The 24719-nt window shown below is 65.2% G+C and carries 23 protein-coding genes; 12 read left to right on the top strand and 11 right to left on the bottom strand.

Annotated elements, in window-relative coordinates; genetic code table 11:
* Positions 1-12: 12 nt before the first annotated feature.
* The 8 genes from AC3WUT_RS05530 to AC3WUT_RS05495 form a co-directional block, all read right to left on the bottom strand.
* Positions 13-1071 carry an SMP-30/gluconolactonase/LRE family protein gene (locus tag AC3WUT_RS05530; RefSeq protein ID WP_492346069.1) on the bottom strand — a complete coding sequence of 353 codons (1059 nt, stop codon included), beginning with the start codon at positions 1069-1071 and terminating at the stop codon, positions 13-15.
* Between the two features lie 44 nt (positions 1072-1115).
* Positions 1116-2693, bottom strand: coding sequence for a galactarate dehydratase (gene garD, locus AC3WUT_RS05525; RefSeq protein ID WP_492346068.1), 1578 nt, complete (start codon positions 2691-2693; stop codon positions 1116-1118).
* Between the two features lie 297 nt (positions 2694-2990).
* Positions 2991-4193: a porin gene (locus tag AC3WUT_RS05520; protein ID WP_492346067.1), complete on the bottom strand. Its 1203-nt coding sequence runs from the start codon at positions 4191-4193 to the stop codon at positions 2991-2993.
* A gap of 179 nt (positions 4194-4372) precedes the next feature.
* Positions 4373-5176, bottom strand: coding sequence for an IclR family transcriptional regulator (locus tag AC3WUT_RS05515; protein WP_492346066.1), 804 nt, complete (start codon positions 5174-5176; stop codon positions 4373-4375).
* 34 nt (positions 5177-5210) lie between these two features.
* Entirely contained in the window at positions 5211-5855 is a 645-nt protein-coding gene (locus tag AC3WUT_RS05510; RefSeq protein WP_492346065.1) for a 3-oxoacid CoA-transferase subunit B, read from the bottom strand.
* Complete coding sequence (locus tag AC3WUT_RS05505) at positions 5856-6584, bottom strand: 3-oxoacid CoA-transferase subunit A (protein ID WP_492346064.1); 729 nt, start codon at positions 6582-6584, stop codon at positions 5856-5858. It lies immediately after the preceding gene.
* 49 nt (positions 6585-6633) lie between these two features.
* A complete protein-coding gene (locus tag AC3WUT_RS05500; protein ID WP_492346063.1) occupies positions 6634-7032 on the bottom strand; it encodes a nuclear transport factor 2 family protein in 399 nt (132 codons plus the stop codon).
* 5 nt (positions 7033-7037) lie between these two features.
* Entirely contained in the window at positions 7038-8015 is a 978-nt protein-coding gene (locus tag AC3WUT_RS05495) for a Bug family tripartite tricarboxylate transporter substrate binding protein (protein ID WP_492346062.1), read from the bottom strand.
* Between the two features lie 154 nt (positions 8016-8169).
* Between AC3WUT_RS05495 and AC3WUT_RS05490 the strand changes: the two genes are divergently transcribed.
* The 5 genes from AC3WUT_RS05490 to AC3WUT_RS05470 are packed head-to-tail and all read left to right on the top strand — an operon-like array spanning position 8170 to position 12299.
* On the top strand, positions 8170-8751 hold the full coding sequence (locus AC3WUT_RS05490) for a VOC family protein (RefSeq protein WP_492346061.1): 582 nt from the start codon (positions 8170-8172) through the stop codon (positions 8749-8751).
* On the top strand, positions 8748-10250 hold the full coding sequence (mhpA, locus tag AC3WUT_RS05485) for a bifunctional 3-(3-hydroxy-phenyl)propionate/3-hydroxycinnamic acid hydroxylase MhpA (RefSeq protein ID WP_492346060.1): 1503 nt from the start codon (positions 8748-8750) through the stop codon (positions 10248-10250). Before AC3WUT_RS05490 ends, mhpA begins: the two co-directional genes overlap by 4 nt.
* A 10-nt stretch (positions 10251-10260) precedes the next feature.
* Positions 10261-11013 carry an IclR family transcriptional regulator gene (locus tag AC3WUT_RS05480; protein ID WP_492346059.1) on the top strand — a complete coding sequence of 251 codons (753 nt, stop codon included), beginning with the start codon at positions 10261-10263 and terminating at the stop codon, positions 11011-11013.
* Between the two features lie 19 nt (positions 11014-11032).
* Positions 11033-11884, top strand: a complete 852-nt coding sequence (locus tag AC3WUT_RS05475) for a fumarylacetoacetate hydrolase family protein (RefSeq protein ID WP_492346058.1) — start codon at positions 11033-11035, stop codon at positions 11882-11884.
* The gene (locus AC3WUT_RS05470; protein WP_492346057.1) at positions 11862-12299 is read left to right on the top strand and encodes a PaaI family thioesterase; all 438 of its coding nucleotides are present in this window, start codon (positions 11862-11864) and stop codon (positions 12297-12299) included. Before AC3WUT_RS05475 ends, AC3WUT_RS05470 begins: the two co-directional genes overlap by 23 nt.
* A gap of 90 nt (positions 12300-12389) precedes the next feature.
* On the opposite strand, the gene AC3WUT_RS05465 is transcribed toward AC3WUT_RS05470, so the two are convergent.
* Positions 12390-13295 (bottom strand): LysR family transcriptional regulator, encoded by a 906-nt coding sequence (locus AC3WUT_RS05465; RefSeq protein WP_492346056.1) that lies wholly within the window; start codon positions 13293-13295, stop codon positions 12390-12392.
* A 106-nt stretch (positions 13296-13401) separates the two neighbouring features.
* On the opposite strand from AC3WUT_RS05465, the gene AC3WUT_RS05460 reads away from it, so the two are divergent.
* The gene (locus tag AC3WUT_RS05460; protein ID WP_492346055.1) at positions 13402-14265 is read left to right on the top strand and encodes an MBL fold metallo-hydrolase; all 864 of its coding nucleotides are present in this window, start codon (positions 13402-13404) and stop codon (positions 14263-14265) included.
* A gap of 46 nt (positions 14266-14311) precedes the next feature.
* Positions 14312-14962, top strand: coding sequence for a DsbA family protein (locus tag AC3WUT_RS05455; protein ID WP_492346054.1), 651 nt, complete (start codon positions 14312-14314; stop codon positions 14960-14962).
* 20 nt (positions 14963-14982) lie between these two features.
* Here AC3WUT_RS05455 and AC3WUT_RS05450 read toward each other — a convergent pair whose 3' ends face one another.
* Positions 14983-15315, bottom strand: a complete 333-nt coding sequence (locus tag AC3WUT_RS05450) for a hypothetical protein (RefSeq protein ID WP_492346053.1) — start codon at positions 15313-15315, stop codon at positions 14983-14985.
* Between the two features lie 187 nt (positions 15316-15502).
* Between AC3WUT_RS05450 and AC3WUT_RS05445 the strand changes: the two genes are divergently transcribed.
* The 4 genes from AC3WUT_RS05445 (at position 15503) to AC3WUT_RS05430 (ending at position 22473) form a co-directional block, all read left to right on the top strand.
* Complete coding sequence (locus AC3WUT_RS05445; protein WP_492346052.1) at positions 15503-19579, top strand: beta strand repeat-containing protein; 4077 nt, start codon at positions 15503-15505, stop codon at positions 19577-19579.
* Between the two features lie 54 nt (positions 19580-19633).
* Positions 19634-20110 (top strand): MarR family winged helix-turn-helix transcriptional regulator, encoded by a 477-nt coding sequence (locus AC3WUT_RS05440; protein ID WP_492346051.1) that lies wholly within the window; start codon positions 19634-19636, stop codon positions 20108-20110.
* Between the two features lie 13 nt (positions 20111-20123).
* Complete coding sequence (locus tag AC3WUT_RS05435) at positions 20124-20495, top strand: c-type cytochrome (protein WP_492346050.1); 372 nt, start codon at positions 20124-20126, stop codon at positions 20493-20495.
* 241 nt (positions 20496-20736) lie between these two features.
* Positions 20737-22473, top strand: a complete 1737-nt coding sequence (locus tag AC3WUT_RS05430; protein ID WP_492346049.1) for a tannase/feruloyl esterase family alpha/beta hydrolase — start codon at positions 20737-20739, stop codon at positions 22471-22473.
* Between the two features lie 46 nt (positions 22474-22519).
* Here the strand turns inward: AC3WUT_RS05430 and AC3WUT_RS05425 are convergent, their stop codons facing one another.
* Entirely contained in the window at positions 22520-23419 is a 900-nt protein-coding gene (locus AC3WUT_RS05425) for a LysR family transcriptional regulator (RefSeq protein WP_492346048.1), read from the bottom strand.
* Positions 23420-23571: 152 nt separating this feature from the next.
* On the opposite strand from AC3WUT_RS05425, the gene AC3WUT_RS05420 reads away from it, so the two are divergent.
* Positions 23572-24663 (top strand): porin, encoded by a 1092-nt coding sequence (locus AC3WUT_RS05420; RefSeq protein ID WP_492346047.1) that lies wholly within the window; start codon positions 23572-23574, stop codon positions 24661-24663.
* Positions 24664-24719: the final 56 nt, after the last annotated feature.

Below are 24719 nucleotides of genomic sequence, written 5' to 3'. Positions count from 1 at the left end.
AGCAACTGCGGCTCAGGCTGCGCCCTCGGCCTCCACGTACAACGCGTAGAGCGAGTGGCAGCTGGCCATGTAGAGGCGGTTGCCCTTGGGGCCGCCAAACGTCAGGTTGGGGCAGCGTTCGGGCAGGTGGATGTGGGCAATGGCCTTGCCCTGGGAGTTGAACACCCGCACGCCGTCGTGGTCGGCCGGGTTCACGCCCAGGCGTCCATCCGAGCCCCAGCCGCACCACAGGTTGCCGTCGCGGTCCACCTTGAAGCCGTCGAGAGCACCCGGGCCGTTGGCATCAATCAACTTGGTCTTGTTCGAGGCGCTGCCGTCGGCCGCGATGTCATAGGCCCAGATGCTGCGGCTGGGCGTGCCTTTCCACTCCACCACATACAGCTTTTTCTCGTCCGGCGAAAAGGCCAGGCCGTTGGGGTTCACCAGGTCGGTGATGATGGCGCGGATCTGTCCGTTGGGGTCGATGCGGTACACGTTGGTGGTGGCCTGTTCGGACTTGGCCTTGAAGCCCTCCCATTCGCCATTGATGCCGAACAGCGGGTCGGTGAACCACACGCTGTCGTCCGACTTGACCACGATGTCGTTGGGTGCGTTCAGGCGCTTGCCTTCGTACTGGTCGGCCAGCACGGTGATCTTGCCGTTGTACTCGGTGCGCGTCACGCGGCGGGTGAGTGAGTGTTCGCAGGTCAGCAGCCGGCCCTGGCGATCGCGGGTGTTGCCGTTGGCATAGTTGGCTTGCTCACGGAACACGCTGAAGGCGCCGTTGGTTTCGTCGTACTTCATGATGCGGTTGTTCGGGATATCGCTCAGCAGCAGGTAGCGCCCGGCTGGAAAGTACACCGGTCCCTCGGCCCAGCGCATGCCGCTGGCCAACTGCTCGACCGAGCTGCTGTAGAGGCGGTATTTGAGAAAGCTCGGGTCCAGCACCTCGACGGCCATGTCGGGGTAGCGTGCGTTGGGCTTGAAGTCGATCTTCTGGGCTGCCGCCAGCCCACTCAAGCCGGCCAGGCCGGCGCCGGTGGCGGTCTTCATGAATTGGCGGCGTGCCGGGGTTGCTTGGGGTTCGTTCATGTTTGTCTCCGTCTTCGTTGAAAAATCGCTGTCGGGCTGGCGCCTCAGGTCACGGGTGCCGGGTTGAACAGCACCAGGGCGTTGTGCAGCTTCCAGCGCTCGGCCCAGGTCTTTTGGCGGCCGCTGGCCACCTCGAGCATCAGCTCGAACAGTTCCCAGCCCACCTGCTCGATGGTTTTCTCGCCGCTGGCGATGCGGCCCGCATTCACATCCATCAGGTCATGCCAGCGTTGGGCCAGGTCGTTGCGCGTGGCCACCTTGATCACCGGCACCTCGGCCAGCCCGTAGGGGGTGCCTCGGCCGGTGGTGAACACATGCAGGTTCATGCCGGCAGCCAGCTGCAGCGTGCCGCAGATGAAGTCGCTGGCCGGGGTGGCGGCGTAGATCAGGCCTTTTTGCGTGAGCTTTTCGCCGGGCGAGATCACGCCACTGATGGGGGCGCTGCCGCTCTTCACGATCGAGCCCATGGCCTTTTCGACGATGTTCGACAGCCCGCCCTTTTTGTTGCCCGGTGTGGTGTTGGCGCTGCGGTCCACGCGGCCCTGGTTCAGGTAGGCGTCGTACCAGGCCATCTCGCGGATCATGGCCTGGGCCACCTCGGGGCTGGCGGCACGGGCGGTGAGCTGGTCGATGCCGTCGCGCACCTCGGTCACCTCCGAGAACATCACGGTGGCGCCGGCGCGCACCAGCAAATCGGTGCAAAAGCCCACCGCGGGGTTGGCGGTCACGCCCGAGAACGCGTCGCTGCCACCACACTGCACGCCCACCACCAGCTCGCTGGCGGGCACGGTCTCGCGTCGGCGTGCGTTCAGGCGCTGCAGGTGCACCTCGGCCTGGCGCAAGATGTGCTCGACCATGGACATGAAGCCCACGTGGGCCTCGTCTTGCAGGCACACGGTGTCCAGCGGGGCATCGGCCCCGGTGGGTTGGCCGCGCTCGTCGCGGATGGGGATGCTGCCCGGGGGCAGCAGGCGCTCGGGCTGGAGTTTTTCGCAGCCCAGGCTGATGACCATGACCTCGCCGCCAAAGTTGGGGTTGAGGCTGATGTTGCGCACGGTGCGGATGGGGATGACGGCATCGGGGGCGTCGATGGCCACGCCGCAGCCATAGGTGTGCTCCAGGGCCACCACGTCGTCGACGTGGGGGTAGCGCGGCAGCAGCTCGGCCTTGATGCGCTGCACGGCAAAGTCGGTGACGCCGGCCACGCACTGCACGGTCTGGGTCACGGCCAGGATGTTGCGCGTGCCCACCGAGCCATCGGCGTTGCGGTAGCCCTCGAAGGTGTAGCCCGTCAGCGGCGGCAACGGGGCGGGTTTCACCGTGGCCATGGGCAGGCCTTGCAGTTCACGGGCCGCTGGCATCTTCAACAGCCCTTCGTGCACCCAACTGCCGGCCGGGATGGCCTGCAAGGCATAGCCGATCGGCACGTTGTAGCGGCGTACCGCCTCACCCTGGCCAATGTCCACCAGGGCCACCTTGTGGGCCTGCGGCACTTTCTCGCGCAGCACCAGGCCCGAGGCAAAGCGGGTGCCCGCGGGCAGGCCCCCATCGTTGACCACAATGGCCACGTTGTCGAGCGCGTGCATGGTGATGTACAGAGGGGTGGCGGGGCTTGAGGTCATCTTGGGGATTCACTAGAAAACGTTGTCATTCTGGGTTGACACGCCAAGCAGAAGAAAGCCAATTGCTTAAGCGTATTCAGATTTCACAAGCAGAATGGTAACGTTAACAGTTTGGCTGTCAAGAAAAGCAGGGAGCATGCCTTTTCCGGCCGGTGCCCGACTGACATTGGATAAGGCGGCTGCGTGTGAAAAAATCCGGCCGCAAGGCCGGGAAAAGCCCAGGCCAGCTCGGGGCCGGCAGGGGGCTTGGAGAAAGTCGCGGTGCCGGCCTTCGGTGTGGCGGCATGCCCGGTGGGCTCAGAAGGTGGTGCGGATGCCCAGGTCGAACCCGGTCGAGCTGCCATTGGCATTGCTGCTGGCCGTGCCTGCCGGCACCAGCGAGCCGCCGCTGAACGAGCCGGCTGTCATCGATGCACCGCCCTGGTTGCCCACATGCGCCCAGGTGGTGTACAGCGCGGTGCGCTTGGACAGGTTGTGCACGTAGCCCACAGCCCATTTGTCTGCGCGGGCGCCGCCCACTTTCAAGGCACCGTACTGGGCGATCCAGTTGCCGGCACCTACGGGGGCGTTGAAGGCCAGCGACCAGCCCTTGATCGAGGCGGTGTTGCCCAGGCTGCCCACGTCGGCGACCTGCTGGCGGGTCATGGTACCCATCAGCTTGAGTGCCCCGAAATCGTAGGAGCCGCCCAGGTTGGTGTCGGTGTAGTTGCCTCCGGTGACGGGCATGCCCAGCAGGTTGGCCGTGCTGTTGGTGCCCGCCTGGTAGCTGCGTCGGCCGTAGGCCGCCGCCACGTTCACAGGCCCCGCCGCATAGCCCACGCGGGCGCCAGCGTAGTTGCCGTTGTCTTTGATGTTCACGTTGCTGCTGCCGTAGGCCGTGGCGGACGCCGTGTCGGCGTTGTTGCCGAAGGCGTAGCTGGCCTGGCCATACAGCCCACCCAGGCTGGCCGGCAGAAAGTAGCTGATCGAATTGGACGAGCGCACCGAGGTGGCGCCGCTGCCTCCGCCCGAGGCGCCCAGGGCCGCGTAGGTGGCGATCAGGGTGCCCACGCCGGCCACGCCGAAGGGGTCGAACACGGCCAGGTTCCAGAAGGTAGGCACGTAGTCGCGGCCCAGGCGCAGCTCGCCGGCCGCGCTGTTCAGGCTCAGCGTGGCACGCCGGCCGAAGGTCAGGCCCCCGCCGGCCACGTTCGAGGCCACCCCGTTCTGGTTGTTGGGCGAGGTGCCTGAATTGCTGATGCCACTGTTGATGGCCAGTGCGGCCTCCAGCCAGAAACTGGCGCTGAGGCCGCCGCCCAGGTCTTCAGTGCCCCTGAAGCCCAGGCGGCTGGCACTGTTGCCCGAGGGGGCCAGGCCCGAGACCCGGCCGGAGGCGGTGCGCACACTTTCATAGCCGGCGTCGACGATGCCGAACAAGGTGACCGAGGACTGGGCCTGAGCCAAGCCGCTGAAGCCGAGGCCGGCCAGCATCAACCAGGGGGTGGGGTGGAAGCGTTTCAAAACAGGTCTCCTGATTATTGGTAAAGATAATGAATTGCCGAAGCCATTTGATTATGGATGGCGGATTATCTTTGGCGCTGTATGTGGAGCCTTGATCGGCTTTCGTTCCATCAGTTGGAACAGTACTGAAAATGCCATTCGATCGCTCGAATGGCGCACCGAGATGGGCTTGCAAGTCTTCAAGGCCCAATGAATCCGGGCTTGTCGGATGGCCCGGGTGGTCGGTGCTGGCTTGTCGTTTGAAAGGTATTCATGAAATCATCAATCCAAATCGGGTTGATATTTTCTGGTCTGTCAAATAGCAAGGTAATACTGAGGAAGGTGGACTGCTCACATAATCGAGCCGGAAAACTCAAGCCCACCGTGCCGGGACGCCAGTCTTCCTCCAGCCGGATGAATCCCTGCTGTTGAAAGCTCCGGTAGGCGGCTGCAATGTGCTCGCGCGCCAACGTCTGCTGGGCCTCGGGCTGTTGGTGCAATTGGGCCAGCAGCCGGGTGCGGGTGGCCAGAGGACCCGTGATGCAGTGCAGCAGGCCGGCCGAGCTGTGCCACAGCGGCAGCGCGTCGCCGGCCCGAACCTGGGACGGCCCCGCAGCCGTGACTGGCCGGGGGCCATAGGCCTTGAGGCACAGCACGCGTTCGTGCTCAAGCCGGCTTACCAGCACCTCGCAGTGTTGGGCCTGGGCCCATTGCTGCAGCCGCCAGTCGGTCTCGGGGCCCAGTCCCAGCCGCTGCTGGATGCTGGCACCCATGCACAGCAGGCGCTCGCCCATGCTGAACTTGCGTGTGCCGTCGTCCCAGCGCAGGTAGCCCAGGGCATGCAGGGTCGAGGTCATGCGCGAGATGGTGGCCTTGGGCAACTGGGTGCGCCCGGCCAGATCGCCGTTGCCCAGGCTCTCGCAAGCCGCAAATTCGCTGAGGATGCGCAGGCCCTTGGCCAGGGTGGCCGAGGCCTCGGTGGTGGGGGGGGGAGGCTGGGCCATGGGGTTGGCTCAAGGAGTTTGACTTTGCGGCGCCTCAGCCACGGATCGGCAGGCCGACCCGGGCCTCAAGTTCGGCGTGGCTCAGGCCATCGACCCGGTCGATCAATTGCAGACCCCAAGGGGTGCACTCGAGTGTGGCCAGGTCGGTGTAGATGCGTTTCACGCAGCCCACCCCGGTCAAGGGGTAGGTGCACTGCGCCACCACCTTGCTCTGGCCCGACTTGCTCAGCAGGTCCATCATCACCCAGGTCTGCTTGGCGCCAATCGCCAGGTCCATGGCGCCGCCCACAGCGGGGATGGCGCCCGGCTCGCCGGTGCTCCAGTTGGCCAGGTCGCCCGTGGCCGACACCTGGAAGGCGCCCAGCACACAGATGTCGAGGTGGCCGCCACGCATCATGGCAAAGCTGTCGGCATGGTGAAAGAAGGCGCCGCCCGGCAGCAGGGTGACCGGCTGCTTGCCGGCGTTGATGAGGTCGTAGTCCTCCTGGCCAGGGGCCGGTGCCGGGCCCATGCCCAGGATGCCGTTCTCGCTGTGCAGCACCACCTCGACACCTGCGGGCAGGTGATTGGCCACCTGGGTAGGCATGCCGATGCCCAGGTTGACATAGGCGCCGTCGAAGATGTCCTGCGCGACGCGCTGGGCCAGTGCGGTCTTGCTGCGGGCTTGGGGGGGGCTCATTCAGGACTCCTGAGGCTGCGCGGATCGGAACCCGCCGGCTTGGGTGGTGGTGCGTCCGACCTTCACGAGGTGGGAGACAAAGATGCCGGGCGTGACGATGGTCTCGGGATCCAGTTGGCCCAGTTCGACGATCTCATGCACGGTGGCAACAGTGCGCTTGGCCGCGGTGGCCATCACCGGGCCGAAGTTGCGGGCGGCCTTTCGGAAGGTCAGATTGCCCCATCGATCCGCCGACTCGGCCTTGATCAGGGCCAGGTCGCCCTGCAGCGGGTACTCCAGCACATGGCCGCGGCCATCGATCACGCGGGTTTCCTTGGGTCGGCCATCTGGGTTCATGGCCAGTGCAGTGCCGTAGCCTGTCGGGGTGTAGAAGGCCCCGATGCCTGCGCCCGCCGCGCGCAAGCGCTCGGCCAGGTTGCCCTGGGGCACCAGCTCCAGTTCAATGCGGCCGCTGCGGTAAAGCTCGTCGAACACAAAGCTGTCGGCGCTGCGCGGAAAGCTGCAGACGATCTTGCGCACCCGCCCGGTCTTGAGCAGGGCGGCCAGGCCTGCGTGGCCATTGCCGGCGTTGTTGTTGACCACGGTGAGATCGCGCGTGCCGCGTTCGATCAGGCCCTCAATCAGTTCATTGGGAATGCCCGCGGTGCCGAACCCGCCGATCAGCACCGTGGCGCCATCCTGCAAGCCCTCCAGGGCCGCGGCCACGGAAGGCCGTTCTTTGTCGATCAAGGCTTGCTCCTGCAAATGGAAGAAGGTGAAAAGAGCGCGGCCATTTGGCTCAACGCGGCGTGGGCAGCCCGTGGTGGGCCACCAGTTGCCAGCGGGCGCCACTCGGTGCGCACGGCTGCGCCAGCCAGACGGTCATGAACAGGCTGTCCACGCGCAGGGCCTGCCCGGCCTTGAGCACGCTGGCACGCATGCGCCCAGTCACGATCAGCGTGCCTTCGTGCGCCTGGCATTGCAGGTCGTCCAGCGACAGGTCCTGGTAGCGCAGCTGTCCGTTGGTCAGCCGGGCCATCAGGCTGGCGCAGCTGTCGCGCAGTCCGCTGGAATGCACATACACCAGGCCCGGCGAAAGCAGGGCCTGCAAACCGGCGCGGTCGCCCGCCAGCAGGGCGGCGGCGCGCCCGGCCTCCAGCGCCTGGGCCTGGGCCATCGGCTCAAGGGTGGGGCTCATGGCGCTCAGTCCAGCTTGAGGCCGGTGTGGCGGATGGCTTGGCCCCACAGCACGGCGTCCTGCTTCAGAAAGGCGGCAAAGGCTTCAGGCGTGTTGGCCTTGAGCTCGCCGCCATAGGAGCGCCACCGTTCGATCAAGGCCGGGTTCTGGGTGCTGGCCTTTTGCATGGCTGCGCTCAGTTTGTCCACGATGGGCTTGGGCGTTCCGGCCGGGGCAAACAGGCCGGTCCAGGCTGTGGGGCTGTAGTCCTTCAGGCCCAGTTCGGCAAAGGTGGGCACATCCGGAAAGCTGGGGTGCCGGCTGGTGCCGGTCAAGGCCAGCACCTTGAGTTTGCCGGCCTTCACGTTGCCCAGGGCGGTGGGCAGGGCATCGAACATCAGCTGAACCTGGCCCGAGACCAGGTCGGCATAGGGGCTGGTGGTGTTGTACGGCACAAAGTTCAAGCGCACCCCTGCGCTGTGGGCAAACCACTCGCCGGCCAGGTGCGAGTAGCTGCCCACGCCGGAGGTGCCGGCCACCAGACCTTCGGGCTGCAACTTCAGCCGGGCCAGCACCTCACGGGCGTTGGTCTCGGGCAGGTTGGCATTGGCCAGCAAGGCGGTATTGAGCAGGCCCAGGATGCTGATCGGGGCGAAATCGCGCTCTGCGTTGTAAGGCACCTTGCGGTACAGGGCTGGCACCACCGAGTGTGAAGTGGTCGAGCCCATCACCAGGGTGTAGCCATCGGGGGCCGAGCGGGCAGCGGCATCCATGCCGATGGTCGACGAGGCCCCGGGGCGGTTCTCAACCACCACGGGCTGGCCTAGCACGCGTGTCAACTCGGCCGCGATTTCGCGGGTGTTGGCATCGGGGCCGGTGCCCGCGGCGAAGGGCGCAATGATCCGGATCGGTTTGCTGGGGTAGTCCTGGGCGCTGGCCGCGGGGCTGCTCAGCAAAGCCAGAGTGGGCAGCAAGGCGCCCAGGCAGCGGGTGAATAGGTTCAAGGCAAGTCTCCTGTTTTTCATGGTGTGAGTCTCTTTGTCGTTCGACGGCTGAATTCTGCAGTAAAAAACAATTAAATGTCAAAATATAAGAAAACAAAGATAAAAAACTGGTGCAGAATAAAAAACAGATGCCTACTTATCAAAAGGAGACAAGATGAGCATTCCTGTTCCGCCCTTGAGCCGGCCCGGCTCCCTGGTGTTCAGCCACATGGGCTTCTATGTGTGCGACCTGGAGCGCATGGCGCGCTACTACCAAGAAGTGCTTTGTTTCACCGAGACCGACCGGGGCGACCTGGGGCCGGTGCAACTGGTCTTCATGAGCCGCGATCCGGCCGAGCACCACCAGATCGTCTTGGCCAGCGGCCGCCCGGCCGATCTGGCGTTCAGCGTGATCAACCAGATTTCGCTGCGGGTGCCCGATCTGGCCACCCTGCGCGCGGTGCGAGCGCGCGTGGCGGCCGACAGTGGCAGCAGTGAACTGATCAGTGCCACCCATGGCAATGCCATCTCGATCTACTTCCGCGACCCCGAAGGCAACCGCCTGGAGGTGTTCATGGACATGCCCTGGTACTGCGAACAGCCACTGCGTGAGCCCATCGACCTGGATCAGCCGGACGAGCAGGTGTTCGAGCAGGCGCGCCAACTGGCCAGCAGCCGGCCGCGATTCCAGAGCCGCGCAGAGTGGCAGGCCGGAATGGCGCGGCGCATGGGGCGGGCCGAAGGAGGCGCAGCATGAGCACCACACTTCACGACGTGGCCATCGTCGGTCTGGGGCCAGCCGGGGCGATGCTGGCCAACCTGCTGGGCCAGGCCGGGCTGTCGGTGCTGGTGCTGGACCGCGAGGCCGGCATCTACCCGCTGCCGCGGGCCATCCATTTCGATGGCGAGGTGATGCGGGCCTTCCAGGGCATCGGCCTGCGTCAGCAGGTGGAAGCGATCTCGCGTCCGGGCCTGAACGGCATGCGCTTCGTGAATGCTGACGGGGAGACCCTGATGATCCGGGGGGGCACCCAGTTGAATGGCCCGCACGGCTGCGCCAGCAACTACTACTTCAATCAGCCCGAGTTGGAGCAGGTGTTGCGCGAGGGCTTGCGCCGCTTCGAGCGGGTGCAGGTGCTGTTGCGCCATGAGGTGCTGGCCGTGCAGGACGAGGGTGAGCAGGTGCGGCTCACCGTGCGGTCGCCCGACCATGTCGAGCCCTTGAACCTGCACGCGCGCTATGTGGTGGGCTGCGACGGGGCCCGCTCGATGTTGCGTTGCGCCATGGGCTCGCCCATGCATGACCTGGGCTTGCGTCAGCCCTGGCTGGTGTTCGATGTACTGCTGCGTGACAACGCGCCCGAACTGCCTGAGCACACGGTGCAGTACTGCGACCCGGCGCGCCCCATGACCTGGTGCAATGTCACGGGCCGCCGCCGCCGCTGGGAGATCATGGTGTTGCCCGGTGACGACCCGGTTGAGCTGGTCAAGCCCGAGTCACTGTGGCGCCTGGTCAGCCGCTGGATGAGCCCCGAGCATGCCGAGATCGAGCGGGCCGTCATCTACACCTTCCAGTCCGTGATTGCCCAGGGCTGGCGTCAGGGCCGCCTGCTGCTGGCCGGCGATGCGGCCCACCAGACCCCGCCCTTCCTGGGGCAGGGCATGTGCGCGGCGATCCGCGATGTGGCCAATCTGGCCTGGAAGCTGCAGGCCGTGCTGGCTCGGCAAGCCCCGGACACGCTGCTGGACAGCTACGAGGCCGAGCGTTCGCCCCATGTGCACGCGTTCATCGAACTGGCGGTGCGCCTGGGCAACATCATCCAGACCACCGATCCCGAGCAGGCGCGCGTCCGCGATGCGCGCTTTCGCCAGGATCAGCCCGAGATCTTCGAGTTCCCGGCTCCCCGCATCGGCCCAGGCCTGTGGCGGGGCGAGGCCGCGCCGGTGGCGCAGATCTTCCCTCAGCCCCGTTTGGCCGACGGCCGCCTGCTGGACGAGGCCCTGGGCCAACGCTTCGCCGTGATCGGCCTCGCCCCGGCGCTGGCGGCGGCCTCGGTGGCCACCCAGGCGCATTGGCAGGCGTCCGGCGCGACCGTGCTGGAGGCCGACGCCGGCCTGCAGGATTGGCTGCAGGCCCAGGCGGCACAGGCCGTGGTGTTGCGGCCCGACCGCTATATCATGGGCTTGGCCAAGTCGCCCGGGGAGTTGGATGCCATCACGGCTTTGATGCCCGTGGCGCCCCTCCAACCCCACTGATCCGAGCCTCATGACCGACAAATCCGATTCCAGCCTCGTGCGCATGCTCAGCGTGCTGGATCTGTTCTCTGACCGCCAGCTGAGCTGGAGCGCCGAGGCCATCACGGCCGCGCTCCAGGTCTCCCTGCCGACGGGCTACCGCTATGTGAAGATGCTGACGGACGCGGGCCTGCTGCAGCGTTCGGCCGACTCCCAGTACACGCTGGGACCGCGCATCATCATGCTGGATTACTACATCCGGCGCGCCGATCCGGTGCTGCAGCACGGTGTGCCCTTCATGCAGGAACTGGTCACCCAGACCGGATTTGATTGCGTCATCTCGGCCTTGTATGGCCAGCAGTTGCTGGACACCCACCGCGAACTTGGCACCGCACCCGCCAGCCTGAGTTATGGCCGGGGCCGGCCCCGTCCCCTGTTTCAGGGCGCGGCCCCGAAAGTCATTCTGGCCGGTCTCAGCCCGGCCCAGTTGCACCGCCTGTTCGACGAGCACCTCGATGAGGTGGGCTCGGTCGGACTGCCTACCAACTGGTCCGACTTCAGAAAGTACTACAGCGCTATCCGCAAGACGGGCTACTACTTCTCCAACGGAGAACTGGAGCCCGAGCTGGCGGCACTGGCTGCGCCGCTGTACCGCGCCGACGGCTCTGTCCTTGGCGCCATTTCCCTTGTCACGACCGTGCAGCGCATGGCGTTGGTGGACCTGCCCAAGCTGGCGCGTCTGCTCACCCGCGCCGCGCAGGAGATCACGGTCCGCATCCCCTAGCACCCCTACCGGAGTTCCCATGAAATTCGTCAGCTTCCTGAACCAAGGTGTTCCCAGTTACGGCCTGGTCCAAGGCGAACACGTGCTTGACCTCAAGCCCTTGTTTGGCGACCGTGCCCCCGATCTCAAGACGCTGATTGCCCTCGACCTGCTGGGCGCTGCTGCCGAGGCGGCCGGTCAGCACGCGGCCACGCTGCGCTTCTCGCAACTCACCCTGTTGCCTGTGATCCCCAATCCGAACAAGATCGTCTGCGTGGGCCTGAACTACGGTGAGCACGTGCGTGAGACGGGCAAGCAGGTCACCGAGTGCCCGGTGCTGTTTCTGCGCACCACCGAATCGCAGGTGGCCCACGGCCAGGACATCATCCGTCCGCCCGAGTCGCACCGCCTGGACTATGAAGGCGAGATCGCCATCATCATCGGTCGTGGCGGGCGCCGCATCAGCGAAGCGGACTCTTGGAGCCACATTGCCGGCTACAGCTGCTACAACGACGGCAGCATCCGGGACTGGCAGGTGGCCACCTCGCAATGGACACCCGGCAAGAACTTTTACCGCACCGGTGCTTTCGGCCCCTGGATGGTCAGTGCCGACGAGATCGCCCCCGATCAGCAGATGACGTTGGTCACCCGCCTCAATGGCCAGGAAATGCAGCGGGCCACCACCGACATGATGATTCACAGCATCCCACGCCAGATCGCCTACATCTCGGCCTTCATTCCGCTGGAGGCCGGCGACGTGATCGTGACCGGCACGCCGGGTGGGGTGGGCAACAAGCGCACCCCACCGGTGTTCATGAAGCCTGGTGACGTGGTCGAGATCGACATCGACGCCATCGGCGTGCTGCGCAATGGCATCCGCGACGAGGCCTGAGCCCGGGCTGGCCGCCTTGCCGCCCACACCGCCGGTGGCACGCCTGCTGGGGGCGCAGCCCCTGGCCCTGGACCTGGCGCAGGGGCGGCTGAGCGTGGCCTACGAGGCCACGGCCGCCTTTCTCAACCCGGCTGGCACGGTGCAGGGCGGCATGCTCTGCGCCATGCTCGACGATGTGACGGCCTGCCTGCTCGATGCCAGTCTGGCCGGCGAGGGCGTCGTCCTGACCCTGAACCTCAATGTGGCCTTCCACCGGCCCGCCCGCCCGGGGCCGCTGCAGGCCGAGGCCTGCTTCGTCCACCGCGGTCGCCGCGTGGCCAACCTCAGCGCCACCTTGTCCCAAGGCGGTCGGGCGGTGGCCTCGGCCACGGCGGTGTGCCAGATCGGCGTGCGCGGCGCGGGGCCAGTGGCCTGAGACTTCAGTTGGAGGATCGGGGCGCGGTGGCCGCGCCACTGCCACCCCCAGGGATTCCACGGGGCTTGGATTCCGAGGTTCTGCGCCGCGTCAGGGCGAGTGCGTCTGCCAGGGCGGGTTGGCGAAGCGCAGCACCAACTCATCGAGCAGGGCGCGCACAGCGGGTGACAGCTGCCGGCGCGAGGGGTACAGCGCCTGGATGGTGAGGGTGGGCAGTTGCCATTCGGGCAGCACGGCCTGCAGCCGGCCCGCCGCCAGCTCGGCGTGCACCAGGTAGCTGGGCAGCAGGGCGATGCCCGCGCCGGCCAGGGTGGCCTGCATCAGGGCGGTGGCTTCGTTGGCGCTGAAATACGCCGCCACGGCCACCTCACGGGTCTCATCGCCACGCGTCAGTCGCCATACATGCTTGCCAAAGTTGGCGTAGCTCAGGCAGCGGTGCCGGCCCAGGTCTTCGGGTTGTTCGGGCCGGCCCTGGCGGGCCAGGTAGCCTGGCGCCGCCACCAGGTGCGATTCGCAGGGCGCCAGGGGGCGGGCGATCAACATCGGGTCGGGGTCGCTGCTGATTCGGATGGCCAGATCCACCCGCGCCTCAACGAGGTTGAGGGCCGCCTCGCTGGCATTGAGGTCGATCTTGAGCTGCGGGTGCCGGCTCAGAAAATCGGTCAGCATCGCCGCCAGTTGCGCGTAGGCCAGCGATACGCTGCAGGTCACCCGCAGCAGGCCGCGCAAGGTGTCGCCATGGGTGTCGGTCTCCTCTTGCAGGCTGTCGGCCAAGGCCAGCATTTGCTGGCATCGGCGCAGGCAGTTTTCGCCAGCGTCGGTGAGGGTCACCTGGCGGGTGGTGCGTTGCAGCAGGCGGGTGCCCAGCCATTGCTCCAGCTCGCCCACATGGCGCGTGACCATCGAGCGTGACATCTCCAGCGTGTCGGCGGCGGCGCTGAAGCTGCCGGCCGTGGCCACCTCGGCAAACACCCGCATGGCAGTGAGACGGTCCATGATTTGATCGATTTGTGCAACAGATATGCGCAGATTATCGGGTTTATCTGCGCGATTCAGGAAACTAAACTGCCGGTCATCCCAATCAACCACCAGGACCTTGCTCATGTTCCGCACCACCGTCATCGCCGCCACCCTGTCCCTGGCCTTTGCCGCCGCCGCCCAGGCCGAGCCCCTTCACCTGCAGGTCTATACCGCTGGGCCCAACAGCTTCAACGTCAACTCCACCCTGGTCTATGGCGCCAAGGAGGCGGTGGTCATCGACGCGGGCTTCACGCGCTCCGATGCCCTGCGCATCGCCGCCAACGTGCTCGACTCCGGCCGGCAGCTCAAGACCATCCTGGTCAGCCAGGCTGATCCCGACTACTACTTTGGCGTGGAAACGCTGAAATCCCTGTTCCCGGCCGCCGAGGTGGTGGCCACCCCTGCGGTGCTGGAGAAGATCCAGGCCAAGCTGGCCGGCAAGCTGGCCTATTGGGGCCCCAAGATGGGCGCCAATGCGCCGGTCACCCCGGTGCTGCCCAAGGCCCTGCAAGGCAACAGCCTGAGCGTGGACGGCGAAGTCATTGAACTGCGCGGCACGCAAGGCCTGCTGGCGCACCGCCCTTATGTCTGGATCCCTTCGATCAAGACCGTCACTGGCGCTCTGGGGGTGTTCGGCCAGATGCATGTGTGGACGGCCGATACGCAGACGGTGGCCGAGCGGGCCGCCTGGGTGGCCCAGCTGGACGAGATGGCGGCCCTGAAGCCGGAGGTGGTGGTGCCGGGCCACATGGCGGCAGCCACCCCGCTGACGCCGGCCAATCTGAGCTTCACCAGCACTTACCTCAAGACCTTTGAGCAGCAACTGGCCAAGGGCGCCAACAGCGCGGCGGTGGTGCAGGGCATGAACCAGGCCTACCCGGGCTTGCCCGGCGGGATGTCGCTGGACCTGGGGGCCAAGGTCAACAAGGGCGAGATGAAGTGGTAAGCCGCTGAACGATCACGCCATCCCGTCAACCCAACCGGAGTGCCACATGAGCCAGACCGATCTCATCCAGGTTCGCTATTTCTTTGACCCGTTGTGCGGCTGGTGCTATGGCGCAACGCCAGCCCTCAAGGTGTTGCAGGGGCAAGCCGACATTGCGCTGACCTTGGCGCCAGTGGGCCTGTTTGCCGATCAGGCGGCCCGGCCCATGGACAGTGGCATGGCGGCCTATGCCTGGGCCAATGACCAACGCATCCAGGCCTTGACCGGTCAGGTGTTCAGCCCGGCATACCGAGACCAGGTGCTTGGAGACGCTTCAAGGCCCTTCGATTCGGGGCCTGCCACCCGGGCTTTGAGTGCGGTGCAGATCACGGCCCCCGGGCGTGAGCTTGAGACCCTGCACGCGCTGCAGCATGCGCGGTATGTGGATGGCCTGGCCACCAGCGATGCTGCCGTGGTGGTCGCCCTGCTCAATGGCCTGGGCCTGCAGGCCGCGGCCCAGGCCTTGCAGACCGGCGATGCCGGCCTGTTGGCCCATGCCCGCGAGCGCATGCAAAAAGCCCGCAGTGCCTGGCAGCAACTGGGGCTTCAAGGGGTGCCGGCCCTGCAGGTGCAGGCCGCGGGCGGCTCAAGGGTGGTCACCGGGCAGGTGCTGTATGGTGCACCCCAGGCCTTGCTCAGCCTGGTACGGGGCCACTGAGATCCTCAGGTGCGGGCAGTTCACCAGGCGGTCAGGCGAAAGTCGTTCTCGAAGCGGGCGTCAAAGTCGCGCTCGCTGATGTGGTTGATGCGGGCGTCGCACTGGCTGGGCAGGGCCACGCTGCGGCGGCGCACATAAATCACGCAGCCCAACAGCCGCCATACCACCAGCCGTTCTTCGCGTGGCTCTGGAAAGGCCTCGCGGTGCGGGGCGATGAGGAAGTCCCGATAGCGCAGCTCTGCTGTCATCCAGCCCTTGCGCCGCGTGCGAACCACGCGGTAAAGCCCCAGGTGGAGTTGGCGCTGCCATGCCATCAGCAGCATCGCGAATAAGAGAGCAAGCAGAAGTGTCATTGGGTTAACCTCCTTTCGTGGTGGGATGCAAATATAAACAGTATATATAGTTTATACGGTTAATGAGTGAGTGCTTCTAGCCCCTTTTTTGGCACGACGCAGTGCATCGCCGCGGCGGACGGGGGTTTCACGACCCTGTCATCGTTGCGAACTATGTTCGTACGCTTTGGGTTCGGAACATACGGTCATGAAGCTCGCATCAAAGAGGGTGCTGGCGGCAAGTTTGCTGTTCAGTGTGGTGGCGACAATTGCAAGTACGGTGCATGCAGCTGCATTCACGCCGGGCAATCTGGTCTTGTACAGGGTGGGCGATGGCTCGATCTCAGCCAGCACAGCAGCTACGGCGGTCTACCTGGATGAATACCGGGCGGATGGCACCTTGGTGCAGACCATCACCATGCCGACCGTTGCCGGCACTGCACCTCTGACCAATGCTCTGACCGCCAGCAGCACGGGCTCGGAGGGGTTGTTGACCCGTTCCTTTGATGGGGCCTGCCTGCTGGTGCCGGGGTATGCCACAGCGGCCGGCACAACAGGTGTGGCGGCTTCGGCCAGCGGCACGGTGCAGCGCTCGTTGGCGATCGTGAGCGCTGCCGGCGCTGTGGACACCACCACCACGCTGGGCAGCAATGCGTTCAATACCAAATCCCCTCGCGCAGCGGTCAGTGACAACTGCAGCCATGCCTGGCTCAGTGGGGACGGCAGCACGTCGGCCAAGCAGGGGGTTTGGTATGCCACCAAAGGCAGCACCAGTGCCACACAGGTCTACAGCACCAATGCCGTGCATGGGTTGCTGGTGGCCGATGGCCGTTTGTGGGCTTCTCTCAAGAGCTCAACGCTGAACATCATTGGCACCGGCCTTCCGACCACCACAGGCCAAACCGGTAGCGCCATCGGCAGCATCACGACCGTGGGCAATTACCGCGGTATGGCCTTGCTGGATCTGCAAACTGGTGTCTCGGGCAGTGACACCCTGTATTTGGCCAACAACAGTGCAGGCAGCATTGACAAGTACTCCTACGATGGCACCCTCTGGACCAGCCGGGGCAGCCTGACTGCTACGGGCGTCGGCAACCTGCAGGGGCTGGCGGCACTGAATCTTGGCGATGGGCGTGTGGCGCTGTTCTACACCGATTCCAACACCGGCAATCTGTACCGCAGTGTGGATGGTGCGGGTCCGACGGCAAGCATGGCGGCCAGCACACCGGCCATCATTGCCACGGCAACGGGCGATGCCACGACCACCTCGACCAACACCTTCTTCTATGGTGTGGCGTTAGCTCCTGAAGCGAGTCTGCCTGTTGAAGCCCCTGGCAGTGCCAGCCAGGCTGATGCAGGCACTGTCACTGCCACCAGCTTTGTTGCGCAATGGCATGCGCCGAGTTCCGGCGGGGATGTGGCCTACTACGTGGTAGAAGTGTCGAGCGACAACTTTGCCACCGCGCCGTCCCAGACCCTGATCGTGCCCGGCACCCAGACATCGGTCACGGTCTCCGGACTCAGTGGTGCAACCCACTATTTCAGGGTTCGTGCGGTGAACAGCCTGGGTTCCAGCACGGATCTGGTTTCTGCCGCCATTGCGGCTCCCAATACGGCACCGTTGCTGACCTTTGCCTCGGTCACCGACGGCACTGACACCGTCGGCTATCCGATCACGGCAGGCGACACCCACGATCCGGTCGCCAGCACGGGATTGAGCTTCACCGTGTCGGACGCCGAGACGCCGACAGCCAACTTGACGGTCACAGCGCACAGTAGCAACACAGCCTTGTTGCCCGATTCGGGGCTGGGTTTGAGCGGCTGCAGTACCGGAGCCTGCACCCTGACCATCAGCCCGGCGGCGTTGACCGGGGCAGGTTATGTCGATGTGACCGTGTCGGTCACCGATGGGGGCGATGCCCAGGGACAGAACCAGGCGGTCACGACGGCAACTCGTCATTTCGCCGTGTCAGCGCGCAGCGCTGCCGACCTCGCTGGAGGCACCAATCCACGCTGGATGGCCGGGCGCTCAGATTCATCCGATGCCATCGTGAGCGGCAGTGCTGGCAGCCCCTATGTGCTGGTGGCCGACGATGAACCAGGCAACGTCATCAACCTCTGGGACCGAACGCGGTCGGGGCAGCCGATCAAGGTATTTGATATCTCTGCCGATCTTCAGGTGAACACGGGCAAGACAGGTGTCGATTGCACCTTTGCTGCCACCATCGCCAGCTATGGCGCCAATGAATGCAACACCAACCTGGAGTCCGACATGGAGGCCGCGACCCGGGTTGGCAATGTTACCTACTGGTCTGGCTCCCACAGCAACAGCAGCTCCGGCCAGATCCGCCCAGCCCGTTGGCGCTACTTTGCCTATACCCTGGACGACAGTACTCCATCCGACCCGAGCTTGACCTTCGTGGGCTACTACAAGTACCTGCGTCCTGATTTGATCAACTGGGACCGTGGCAACATGCATGGTCTGGGGGGCGACTATTTCGGCTTGGCGGCCAGTACGGCAGACGGCAACGCGCCGGAGGGCAGCAGTCTGGACGGCTTCAACATCGAGGGGTTGACCACCTCACCAAACGATTCCGTGGGTTGGTTCGCATTCCGCGCCCCCTTGGTACCCGCACCCGGACAACCTGGCGTGACCTCTGGCAACAACGCGGGCCGTACCCACGCACTGATCATTCAGGTGGCCAATTACCGTGACACCAATCAGGTCTTGACGACCAGTGGTGGCACCTACAACGCCAGTCAACCGAGTTCCGGTCTGGGCCTGCCGATCCGACTCGATCTTGGGGGGCGGGGCATCCGCGACATCAAGAAAAACGCGGCAGGACAGTACCTGATCATTGCCGGGCCGGCCAACAGCGCCACGGGGACGGCACCTTACGATTTCCGTCTGTTCACCTGGGACGGTTCATTTGATTCCAGCACGGGTCTGGCCACGAATCTTCAGATGCGGGCGACCGCCTTGGGAAGCATCACGGCGCCCAACTATGGCGGTTCTGTCGAAGGCGTCGTCGAGGTCCCGGACACCACCAACTCTGCCAGCACGGTGGATTTGATCAGCGACAGTGGTGATGTGGTCTTTTACGGCGATGGCCTTGGCGCCAAGGATCTGGATGGCGATGTCAACGCCATTCAGCACGATTACCCAATCAAGAAGTCGCGGGTGGATACGGTCACCCTCGGCGCAGTGGTTTCCTACGACTCTCGGCTTGCGGCACTCAGCCTGAGCAACGCCACGCTTTCGCCGGTCTTTTCGGCGACCGTCTACGGCTACAGCGCAGTGTTGAACAATGGCGCGAACGCTGTGCAGGTCAGCGCCACCCCCGACGATCTCAGCCATGCGGGCATGGCCCTGAACGGCAGCTCGCTGCTTGCAGGCCAGGCCTCGGCCGCCGTCGCCGCGGGCAGCACCATCAACCTGGTGGTGACTGCGCAAGATGGCAGCACCAGCACCTATACGATCACCGTCGGTCAGGCCACTCAAAGCATCACCCTGGGCAGCGCGCCGGTGGTGTCTGTGGGTGGCACGGGCACGCTCAGCGCCAGTGCCAGTTCAGGCCTGACGCTCAGTTGGGCCAGTCAGACCACCTCGATTTGTACCGTGAGCGGACAGGTGGTCACGGGTGTAGCCGAGGGCACTTGCACTGTTACAGCCAGTCAGGCAGGCAATGCCGTCTATGCGGCAGCCCCATCACAAACGCTGAGCTTGCCGGTCACGGCGCGAAATTACAGCGGCACGCCCTCGGGTGGTTCCGGATCGGTGGGGGCGGCGTTCACCGGTGGGGGCGGCAGTGCCACCTTGACCCGTGCCCGCCTCATCGCGGTGAGTGGTGACGCCGGTTCCCCAGCAACAGCTGCGCCCGCGGGGGTCAGCTTCCCCTACGGCCTGTTTGACATGGTCATCAGCAATGCCACGGTTGGGGGAACCGTTCAACTGACCCTGACTTACCCGCAGGCCTTGCCAGCAGGTGCCCGGTACTGGAAGTACGGTAAAACCAGCCCTACAGACGCGGCGCACTGGTATGTCTTTTCCGGGGCCTCAATCTCGGGTAACACGGTCACATTGACGCTGACAGATGGTGGCTCTGGTGACGACGATGGGTTGGTTGATGGAACGATCACTGACCCGGGCGGGGTGGGGCTTGGCGGGGCCGATGCCTTGAGCGTGCCAGCGTTGTCGGATATGACGCTGGCCCTGTTGGCCATGCTGTTGGCGGCCGTGTCATTGTTGGGCTTCAAGGGGGGGCTGATCAGGCACCCTGCCTGAAGCGTCAGGATGGCGGGCCCCGCTGGCCCGGGCCGGCGCTAAACTCACCCGGGTATGCCCAGCACACGTGTTTCTGACCCCACCGGCCCCGGCCACCTTGATCACCATCGGCTCACCCGCCTGCTGGGTTATCAGTTGGCGCAGGCGTCCATCCCCACCAATCGGCTCTTCAAGTCGAACATCGAGACCCATTGCCAGCTCAACAAGCTGGAGTTCAGCCTGTTGATGCTGGTGGCCTCCAATGAACATGTCACACCCAAACGCCTGTCGGTGGCGATGAATGTGCCGGGCCCCAACCTCACGCTGCTGCTGGGGCGCCTGGAAGAGCGGGGGCTGCTGCAGCGTGAGCGCAGCGAGACGGACCGGCGTGTGCAGCACCTGAGGCTGACCCCCGACGGTGAGGTGCTGGTGCAAAAGTTGGAAGCCATCATCGACCGCATGGAGGCGGATCTGCTGAGCCACCTCAGCCCGGGTGAGCGCACCCTGTTGTTTGAGTTGCTGGCCAAGGTCGCTGCACACCGCAAGGTCTGAAAGTGCCCCTGCCTTGATCCATCGAATCCGTCACCTCTGGCCCGCGGCGCTGACGGGGCTGCTGGGCCTGGCCTTGGCCGGCCTGTTGTGGGTGGCTTTCGGCGATGCGGGCAGCGATGTGACCGACCCGGGCCTGAGTCTGGCCCGTGGCCATGGTTGCCTGTCCTGCCATGGCCTGGTGCACAAGCAGGTGGGGCCGGGCTACGCCCAGGTGGCCCAGCGCTACCGCGGAGATCCCGAAGCCCCGGAGCGGCTGGCGGCGATCATCCGCGCCGGCTCGGTGGGGCGTTGGGGGCGCGTGATCATGCCTCGCCAGCCTGGTGTGACCGAGGTCGAAGCCCGTCAACTGGCCGCCTGGGTGTTGGCCCAGCCTGATCCCCACTGAATCTCTGTTTGTCTTTGGACGAGTGGCCCTTGCGTGGGTGACCACACGCCTGTGTGCACCGTGGCCTTTTCGCCTGGGGCACCTGTCCAAGTGCGCCGGATCGGCTTCCATCCCCTCTTCGATTCCTTCGCGTAATCCCTAGTTTTTGTGCAAAACTAATTACATATAGTAAGTATCTGGAAGGTCGTGAGTTGGACTTTCCCAATATAAATCGCGAATTGACCCACGAGGAGACATGAAGATGCTTAATAAGGTAAATGATTCTGCCGCGTGCCGATGGTTGCCCGCTGCATTCGCTGTGGCGGTGCTTTCGGCCTGTGGCGGCGGTGGCGGCGGTGTGGTGATCCCCCAGTTGGGGGCCGCCACCGGTGCTAGCCTGAGCGGCACCTGCGAGGCCTTGGCCAGCAAGTTGGGCGCCCTGCAGAACACGGCCATCACGGGCACCAGCACCGTGGCTGCCGGCACCCTCACGGTGGGGGGGCAGGCCGTGCCGGCCCATTGCCTGGTCACAGGCAAGATGAACCAGCGTGTGAGCGCCGTCGATGGTCAGACCTATGCCATCGGCTTTGAAATGCGCCTGCCGGTCAATTGGAATGGCCGCTTCTTTTACCAGGCCAATGGGGGTACCGACGGCAATGTGGTCACGGCCACAGGTGGCTTTGGCGGGGGGCCCCAAACCCATGCCTTGCTGCAGGGGTTCGCAGTGTTGAGTTCGGACGCCGGACACACTGCGGCCCAGAACCCGACGTTCGGTATCGATCCCCAAGCTCGCCTCGACTACGGTTACCAAGCGGTCGGAAAGCTGACCCCAATGGCCAAAAACGTGATTCAACTGGCCTATGGCAAGGGCCCTGATCGGTCTTACCTGGGCGGTTGCTCCAACGGGGGGCGTCACACCCTGGTCGGGGCGGCGCGCTACAGCGACCAGTACGATGGCTTTCTGGCAGGCGCCCCGGGTTACAACCTGCCCAAGGCGGCCGTGCGCAGCATTTACCGGGGCCAGCAGTACGCCAGCCTGGTCGCGGCAGGCACCGACCCCAGTACCCCGGCCGGCCTGGGCACGGCCTACACAACCGCCGAGCGCACGATGGTCTCCAAGGCGGTGCTGGCCAAGTGCGACGCACTGGACGGCGCCACGGACGGGATGATCCAGGATGGCAAGGCCTGTCAGGCCGCGTTCAACATCGCCACCGATGTGCCCACCTGCACCGGCAGCCGCGATGGCACCTGCCTGACCACGGCTCAGAAAACGGCGGTGTCCAACATCTTCAAGGGCCCCACAACCAGCGCGGGCGCCGCCGTTTACAACAGCTTCCCGTTCGACAGCGGGCATGGGGGTGCCGGCGTGGCCTTTTGGGAGTTCACGGCGCCGCTGCAGCTTGATTCAGGCGCCGTGGGCCTGATCTTCAAGACCCCGCCCGAGGCGGCAGCCACCTTCAACGGGCCGGCCTTCACCCTGGGCGCCAACATCGACACCCTGGTGGCCCAGATCAATGCCACCAACAGCACCTACACCGAGTCGGGCATGGGCTTCATGACGCCACCCAACCCGACCGACCTGTCCGGGTTGAAGAACCGGGGCGCCAAGGTGATGGTCTACCACGGTGTGAGCGATCCGATCTTCTCGGTCAACGACACCGTGGCCTTGATTGACGGCCTGAACGCTGCCAACGGAGGCGATGCCACCAACTTTGCCCGCCTGTTCAAGGTGCCTGGCATGAACCACTGCTCGGGCGGCCCCGCCACCGACCAGTTCGACATGATCACGCCCCTGGTGGCCTGGGTGGAGCAGGGCAAGGCCCCGGATCAGGTGGTGGCTAGCGCCCGGGGGGCCGGCAATGCGGGTGGCGTGAATGCCGATGTGCCCAGCACCTGGTCGGCCACCCGCACTCGACCGCTGTGCGCCTACCCCAAGGTGGCGCGCTACAACGGCACGGGGGACGTCGAGTCGGCCGCCAGCTTCAGCTGCCAGCCTTGATGCCCGAGGCGGGGGCCTGGCCCGAAGGGGCCTCTGTCGCCCGCCCTCAGACCGCCTGGATGGCCTGCACCAACAGGTCAGCCAGGCTTTGTGCTTCTGGATGCAGTCGGGCGCCTTTGTGAACAATCAGGCCCAGGGTGCGTGAGACCGCGGGGTCGGTCAGGGCCACCCCTTTCAGGCCCGATTGGAGCGGGCCCTGCACGGCCAACGCCGGCAAGACAGCCGCCCCCAGCCCCGCTGCCACCAGGCTCAAGGCCCCGGTGACGTGGTTGACCTCGTAGCGGATGGTGGGGCGCATGCCGGTGCGTGCAATGGCACTGTCGATCAGCAGGCGGTTGCCGCTGCTGCTGGACACCGCAATCAAAGGCTCTTTGAGCAGCGTCTTCCAGGACACGCTGCGACGCCGGGCCAGGCCGTGGCTTTCGGGGACCACCACGACGTAGTCCTCGGTTCGGATGGGCACGAACTCCAGATCGGCCTCTTGGCTGCCCAGAAAGTTCACGCCGAAATCCGCATGGCCGTGCAACACGCTGTCCAGCACGGTCTGCGCACTTTCATCGATGATCTTCACCCGCACGCCTTCGTTCAGGCTGCCGTAGTGGGCCAGCACGGCCGGCAGGATGTGATGCGCCACCGAGGGCACGCAGGCCACCGTCACCTTGCCGGTGCGGGCCAAGGCCCGGGCCTCCAGGCCTTGGTAAGCCAGGCGCAACTCTTCCATCACGATCTGCGCATGGGCCTGCAACTGACGGCCTTCGTCCGTCAGTGCAACGCGCCGTGTGGTGCGTTGAAACAACTGGCATTTGAGCTCCAGCTCCAGCTTCTCGATGCGGCGGCTGAGTGCTGGCTGCGAAAGGAACAGGCTCTCCGCCGCGGCCTTGAAGCTGGATTTTTCAGCCACGGCCAGGAAGGCCTGCAGTTCCCCTAATTCGATATTGATGCGCATGAAGCATTTATAAATCAAATTAATGCAATTGAGAAATAGCCGTTGACCCGGCATCATCACGCCGCTTTTGCGCGGGGTCCGCCACGCCATGGCCGCTGCAGGCGGCGGAGCACATTCACCAAAACGATATCCCGGGAAACGAGGAGACTTGCATGACCAAGAAGAAGATGCCCCATCGGGCAGCCTATGCCCTGCCCACGCTGTTGTTGGGCCTGCTGGCCTCGGGCCTGGCTCAGGCCCAGAGCAGCGCCGTGGTCTACGGCATCATGGACGCAGGGGTGCGCAGCACCTCCGGCATGGACCCTGCCAATGCGCGCTCGGTGGGCAGTGCCAGCATGATCAACAGCGGCATCAACACCACCAGCCGCCTGGGCTACCGCGGCACCGAAGATCTGGGCGGCGGGCTGCAGGCCCTGTTCTTTCTGGAGTCGGGGCTGAACATCAACACCGGCGCCACCGCCAGCAGCAGCAAGTTCTTTGACCGCGGCGCTTACACTGGTTTGCGGGGCGATCTGGGTACCCTCACCCTGGGCCGTCAGAACACCTTGCTGGCCGACGCGGTGCTGCCGGTGGACCCCCTGGCCACCCGCTTTGCCAGCTTGAACTCGAATGTGGCGATTGCGGCGCTCAGTGCCCATCAATTGGGCATCGAATATGGTGCTTCGGGCTCCAGCACCGGCAGCTACCGGTTGGACAACTCGGTCAAGTACGCCTATGGCTTTGGCAACACCACGGCTCGGGTCATGCACGCGTTCGGCAACCAGGCCGACAGCAACAGCAAGCTGTCCTCGAACGGGGCCAGCATCGAATACAAGGCTGCAGGTTGGCAGGCCGTCGTGGCCTACACGCAGTTCAAGACGGTCACGGGCCTCACCCTCAACGGCTATGTCAGTGGTGTTGCCGTGCCGGTGGGGGCGGGCAGGCTCAACCTGACCTACAGCGGCCACACCGCAGACACCTCGGCCACGGCCAAGACGCGCAACCAGGTGCTGGGCCTGGGCGGCACCTGGCCCATCACGCCGCAGCTCGATCTGCTGGTCGGGCACTACCGTGTGAACCGGTCGCGCACGGCGGCACTCGATGACGGCTACAACCGGACCATTGCGTTCCTGGAATACAAGCTGTCGAAGCGCTCTCTGGTCTACCTTGAGGCCGACAACACCCGCTGGAAGCGCGACTACCAGGGCGCCGGCCTGAGTGCCACCAGCACCGGTATCTCGCTGGGGATGAAGCACAGCTTCTGAGGGCCCTCCGGGACTGCAGGTGGGCGGGGGGGGGGGGGGGGGGGGGTCCGGAGACC

This window comes from Curvibacter sp. EU05-FHT14A10 (assembly GCF_058791075.1).
The sequence above is the reverse complement of the archived record's forward strand: the minus strand, read 5'-3'. Positions and strand labels throughout refer to the sequence as shown.

What these genes read in the sequence shown, in the direction of transcription:
- AC3WUT_RS05530 (WP_492346069.1), bottom strand. Translation starts at nt 1,071, where the DNA reads ATGAACGAACCCCAAGCAACCCCGGCACGCCGCCAATTCATGAAGACC.
- garD (WP_492346068.1), bottom strand. Translation starts at nt 2,693, where the DNA reads ATGACCTCAAGCCCCGCCACCCCTCTGTACATCACCATGCACGCGCTC.
- AC3WUT_RS05515 (WP_492346066.1), bottom strand. Translation starts at nt 5,176, where the DNA reads ATGGCCCAGCCTCCCCCCCCCACCACCGAGGCCTCGGCCACCCTGGCC.
- AC3WUT_RS05510 (WP_492346065.1), bottom strand. Translation starts at nt 5,855, where the DNA reads ATGAGCCCCCCCCAAGCCCGCAGCAAGACCGCACTGGCCCAGCGCGTC.
- AC3WUT_RS05500 (WP_492346063.1), bottom strand. Translation starts at nt 7,032, where the DNA reads ATGAGCCCCACCCTTGAGCCGATGGCCCAGGCCCAGGCGCTGGAGGCC.
- AC3WUT_RS05490 (WP_492346061.1), top strand. Translation starts at nt 8,170, where the DNA reads ATGAGCATTCCTGTTCCGCCCTTGAGCCGGCCCGGCTCCCTGGTGTTC.
- mhpA (WP_492346060.1), top strand. Translation starts at nt 8,748, where the DNA reads ATGAGCACCACACTTCACGACGTGGCCATCGTCGGTCTGGGGCCAGCC.
- AC3WUT_RS05480 (WP_492346059.1), top strand. Translation starts at nt 10,261, where the DNA reads ATGACCGACAAATCCGATTCCAGCCTCGTGCGCATGCTCAGCGTGCTG.
- AC3WUT_RS05475 (WP_492346058.1), top strand. Translation starts at nt 11,033, where the DNA reads ATGAAATTCGTCAGCTTCCTGAACCAAGGTGTTCCCAGTTACGGCCTG.
- AC3WUT_RS05470 (WP_492346057.1), top strand. Translation starts at nt 11,862, where the DNA reads ATGGCATCCGCGACGAGGCCTGAGCCCGGGCTGGCCGCCTTGCCGCCC.
- AC3WUT_RS05465 (WP_492346056.1), bottom strand. Translation starts at nt 13,295, where the DNA reads ATGGACCGTCTCACTGCCATGCGGGTGTTTGCCGAGGTGGCCACGGCC.
- AC3WUT_RS05460 (WP_492346055.1), top strand. Translation starts at nt 13,402, where the DNA reads ATGTTCCGCACCACCGTCATCGCCGCCACCCTGTCCCTGGCCTTTGCC.
- AC3WUT_RS05455 (WP_492346054.1), top strand. Translation starts at nt 14,312, where the DNA reads ATGAGCCAGACCGATCTCATCCAGGTTCGCTATTTCTTTGACCCGTTG.
- AC3WUT_RS05450 (WP_492346053.1), bottom strand. Translation starts at nt 15,315, where the DNA reads ATGACACTTCTGCTTGCTCTCTTATTCGCGATGCTGCTGATGGCATGG.
- AC3WUT_RS05445 (WP_492346052.1), top strand. Translation starts at nt 15,503, where the DNA reads ATGAAGCTCGCATCAAAGAGGGTGCTGGCGGCAAGTTTGCTGTTCAGT.
- AC3WUT_RS05440 (WP_492346051.1), top strand. Translation starts at nt 19,634, where the DNA reads ATGCCCAGCACACGTGTTTCTGACCCCACCGGCCCCGGCCACCTTGAT.
- AC3WUT_RS05430 (WP_492346049.1), top strand. Translation starts at nt 20,737, where the DNA reads ATGCTTAATAAGGTAAATGATTCTGCCGCGTGCCGATGGTTGCCCGCT.
- AC3WUT_RS05425 (WP_492346048.1), bottom strand. Translation starts at nt 23,419, where the DNA reads ATGCGCATCAATATCGAATTAGGGGAACTGCAGGCCTTCCTGGCCGTG.
- AC3WUT_RS05420 (WP_492346047.1), top strand. Translation starts at nt 23,572, where the DNA reads ATGACCAAGAAGAAGATGCCCCATCGGGCAGCCTATGCCCTGCCCACG.